The sequence below is a fragment of the Pseudonocardia tropica genome, from assembly GCF_040105315.1.
Lineage (GTDB): Bacteria > Actinomycetota > Actinomycetes > Mycobacteriales > Pseudonocardiaceae > Pseudonocardia > Pseudonocardia alni.
The window spans coordinates 1-3,410 of record NZ_JBEDNP010000055.1 but is presented as its reverse complement, the minus strand read 5'-3'; the positions used below and the strand labels follow the sequence as shown (position 1 = coordinate 3,410).

At 71.6% G+C, this 3,410-nt stretch carries 5 protein-coding genes; 2 read left to right on the top strand and 3 right to left on the bottom strand.

Translation table 11 applies throughout. From position 1 onward, the window contains the following. Positions 1-126 precede the first annotated feature (126 nt). The 3 genes from WHI96_RS27305 to WHI96_RS27295 all read right to left on the bottom strand — a co-directional run bounded on the left by WHI96_RS27305 (position 127) and on the right by WHI96_RS27295 (position 1,343). Positions 127-375: a methyltransferase family protein gene (locus WHI96_RS27305; protein ID WP_345650389.1), complete on the bottom strand. Its 249-nt coding sequence runs from the start codon at positions 373-375 to the stop codon at positions 127-129. 20 nt (positions 376-395) lie between these two features. Continuing rightward, positions 396-605: a hypothetical protein gene (locus WHI96_RS27300; protein WP_345650386.1), complete on the bottom strand. Its 210-nt coding sequence runs from the start codon at positions 603-605 to the stop codon at positions 396-398. A 111-nt stretch (positions 606-716) separates the two neighbouring features. After that, positions 717-1,343: a class I SAM-dependent methyltransferase gene (locus WHI96_RS27295; RefSeq protein ID WP_224400961.1), complete on the bottom strand. Its 627-nt coding sequence runs from the start codon at positions 1,341-1,343 to the stop codon at positions 717-719. Positions 1,344-1,390: 47 nt separating this feature from the next. On the opposite strand from WHI96_RS27295, the gene WHI96_RS27290 reads away from it, so the two are divergent. Both WHI96_RS27290 and WHI96_RS27285 read left to right on the top strand, forming a co-directional pair. Beyond that, positions 1,391-1,768, top strand: coding sequence for an ArsR/SmtB family transcription factor (locus WHI96_RS27290; RefSeq protein WP_224400962.1), 378 nt, complete (start codon positions 1,391-1,393; stop codon positions 1,766-1,768). After that, on the top strand, positions 1,765-3,410 hold a 1,646-nt coding region (locus WHI96_RS27285), incomplete at its 3' end, for a heavy metal translocating P-type ATPase (RefSeq protein ID WP_349302497.1). The genes WHI96_RS27290 and WHI96_RS27285, both read left to right, overlap by 4 nt.

Here is a 3,410-nt window from a genome sequence, read left to right as displayed (position 1 = left end):
CCTCGTGCGTGCGCGGTTGGGGGTGTGTGTCGGGAAATGACCAATTCTCGACAGGGGCACCCCCTGGCGCTACCGGCATAGGGCCGTGGCCAACCCCCGGCTACGGAACGCCAGGCCCCAGATCACTCAGTCGGTTCCTGAGGGCCGTGACGCGTGCCAGGAGAGCAGGCGAGGCAACCAGCGCGGGACGTTGTCCCGATAGCGCGCGTAGTCGTTACCGAAACGGCGGGCGAGTCGGGGTTCCTCAACCCGGGACACCATGACGGCGACGAACAGGGCGAACAGGGCGAACCATGCCAGCAGGGTCAGGGAGCGCGCTGCGATCGCCTCGCCGAGCACGATGCCCAGGACCCCGCTGAACATCGGGTGGCGCACGTGACGGTAGGGCCCGCGGATCACCAGCGTGCGCGGCGGATCCTGGGGCGACAATGTCCCGCGCCGGACCGGGCGAACAGGCTGATCGTCCAGGCCAGCATCGCTACGCCGGCGACGACCAGCAACGAGCCGGCCACCAGTGTCAGGCTTCCTGGTGCCGGCCCGAGATCGACCGCGGCGGTGCCGACGGTCGTGACGATCAGGACCGGAATGATGATCGTGACGGTCACCGGCCCCAGCAGGATCGCTCGCAGGTGTTGGAACAGCATGTGGGCCTCCCGGCGGAGATCAGTGGAGTGTGCGGGCCGCCGGGGTGGCGGCGTGGATCCGATCGTGGGGCCTCACGTGCGGCCCTGGGTGCGCACGGCGACGCCGAAGAGGTAGTCGCCGCCGATGCGGGTGCGCCATCGGTCGCCGACGTGCAGGCCGTGGCGGGGAAGCTCGGCGAGGAACTCTCCTGCGGTGAACCGGTCGTGGGTGGGGTGGTCGAACAGGATCTGGTAGGTGGGTCGGGCCAGGGCGGTGGCGGTGACCTCGTCGAAGAAGAACCGGCCGCCCGGTTCGAGTACCCGGGCGACCTCGGCCAGGGCGTCGCGCCAGTTCGGGATGTGGTGGATGATCGCGAAGTCGAACACCGCCTGATAGGCGGCGTCCTGGCCGCCCCCGATCCGGGCGAACGCGGCAGCAAGGTCGGTGGCGGAACCGCCGCTCAGCTGGGCGGCAGCACCGTGGCGCCGCAGCCGTCGGCGGGCCTTGGCCAGCATCGTGGGGTCCAGGTCGACGGCGTCCACGCTGGCCGCACCGAAGACGTCGAGGATGAGCTGGGTGCCATAACCCGGACCGCAGCCCAGCTCGGCGGTGCGGGCACCCGGGGTGCGGCCCCCGAGCTCGATGAGCACGTGCGCTTCGTAGCGCTGGAGCAGGCGTCGGGGCACCGAGTCGATCACTGCCGACTCGATCGCGTTCATGAGCATGGCCACCCTTATTCATCGCCGATATGCGATATAATTGCTGTATGGCGATAGATACCAGGGATGGGTGCCCGTCCACAACTGCCGGCCTCGGCGCCGCCGAGGCCCTGTTCCACAGCCTGTCCGACAGCACCCGACTGGCCATCGTGCGGCGCCTGGCCGGCGGCGAGGCGCGGGTGGCCGACCTGGTGACCCAACTAGGCCTGGCCCAGTCCACGGTCTCCAAGCACGTGGCCTGCCTGCGCGACTGCGGCCTGGTCGACGGGCGCTCCGAAGGGCGGCAGGTGTTCTACTCCCTGACCCGCACCGAGCTGATGGACCTGCTGGCCTCGGCCGAGGTTGTGCTGGCCGCGACCGGCCACGCGGTCGCGCTGTGCCCCAACTACGGAACCGCCCGCCAGGACGTAGGAGGTGCGCGGTGAGCGACGCCTGCGGATGCGGCGACGAGCCCCGCACCACCGACGAGCACGAGCCGGAAACCCTGTGGCAGGTCGGCGAGATCCGTTTCGCCGCCGTGGCCGTAGTACTGCTCGGACTCGGCTACGGATCCGTGTGGGTCGGCGCTCCCGACCTCATCGGTCTGGCGTTGAAGGCGGCCGCGTTAGCGGTCGCTGGCTGGACGTTCGTCCCCGGCACCCTGCGCCGCCTGGCCAAGGGCAGAATCGGCGTGGGCACCCTGATGACCATCGCCGCCATCGGCGCCGTGCTCCTGGGCGAGGTCGGCGAAGCCGCGATGCTGGCCGTGCTCTACACCATCGCCGAAGGACTCGAGGAGTACTCCGTAGCCCGCACCCGACGCGGCCTGCGCGCCCTGCTCGACCTGGTCCCCGCCCAGGCCAGGGTGCTGCGCGACGGGACCGAGCACAGCATCGACCCGGCGAAGCTGGTCGTGGGCGACACCCTGGTGGTGCGCCCCGGGGAACGCCTGGCCACCGACGGCCGGATCGGCGCCGGGCACACCAGCCTCGACACCTCCGCCATCACCGGCGAGTCCGTCCCCGTCGAGGCCGGCCCCGGCGACGAGGTGTTCGCCGGATCCATCAACGGCACCGGCGCGCTCGAGGTCGAGGTCACCACCACCGCCGCGGACAACTCCCTGGCCCGCATCGTGTCCATCGTGGAGGCCGAACAGTCCCGCAAGGGCACCGGCCAACGCCTGGCCGACCGCATCGCCCGACCCCTCGTACCCGGGGTGATGATCGCCGCCGCACTCATCGCCGCCCTGGGATCCCTGCTCGGTGACCCGTTGACCTGGATCGAACGCGCCCTGGTCGTCCTGGTCGCTGCCTCCCCGTGCGCGCTGGCCATCGCCGTGCCGGTCACCGTGGTCGCCGCGATCGGCGCCGCCTCCAAACACGGCACCCTGGTCAAGGGCGGAGCGGCCCTGGAAGCCATGGGACGAGTCAGCACCGTCGCGCTGGACAAGACCGGCACCCTGACCCGCAACCACCCGGCCGTCATCGAGACCGCCCCCGCAGCCGGACACACCCGCGAGCAGGTGCTCGCGGTGGCCGCCGCGCTCGAAGAACGCAGCGAACACCCCCTGGCCCGAGCCATCCTGGCCGCCGCCCCCACCCCGCAACGAGCCGAACAGGTCGAAGCGGTCACCAGCGCCGGACTCACCGGCACGCTGCATGGTCGCCGCGTGCGCCTGGGCCGCCCAGGCTGGATCGACCCCGGCCCGCTGACCGAGGACGTGACACGGCTCCAGCACGCCGGCGCCACCGCCGTCCTGGTCGAAGACGCCGGCACCGTGATCGGCGCCATCGCGGTCCGTGACGAGCTGCGCCCCGAAGCCGGGCAGGTCACCGCGTCCCTGCGCGATGCCGGCTACCGGGTCGTGATGCTCACCGGGGACAACCGCGCCACCGCCGCCGCCCTGGCCACCGAAGCTGGTATCGACCCGGGCGATGTGCACGCCGACCTGCGCCCCGAGGACAAATCCCGCCTCGTCGACCAGCTCCGCGCACACGGCCCGGTCGCGATGGTCGGCGACGGGGTCAACGACGCCCCCGCCCTGGCCACCGCCGACCTGGGCATCGCGATGGGCGCCATGGGCACCGA